Raw genomic sequence first — 239 nt, forward strand, 5'->3', positions numbered from 1 at the left:
ACCGAGCTGATGAAGTCCGGGGAGACTTCGGTTCCGTAGTTCTCGGCCAGAAACGCCTGGATCTCGCGCACGCTCATGCCGCGCGCGTACATGGCAATAATGCGCTCATCGAAGCCGGTAAAGCGCCGTTCATGCTTGGGGATCAGAATCGGCTCGAAGCTGCCATCGCGGTCGCGTGGCAACTCGACCCGCACCGGGCCGCGCTCGGTGATCACGGTCTTGCCGCTGAGGCCGTTACG

The 239-nt window shown here is 63.2% G+C and carries 1 protein-coding gene; it reads right to left on the bottom strand.

Translation table 11 applies throughout. From position 1 onward, the window contains the following. Positions 1-239: transposase (locus J8I34_RS34585; protein ID WP_209808675.1), on the bottom strand; the 239-nt coding region annotated here is incomplete at both ends.

The sequence above is a fragment of the Cupriavidus phytohabitans genome (assembly GCF_017815025.1).
GTDB lineage: Bacteria > Pseudomonadota > Gammaproteobacteria > Burkholderiales > Burkholderiaceae > Cupriavidus.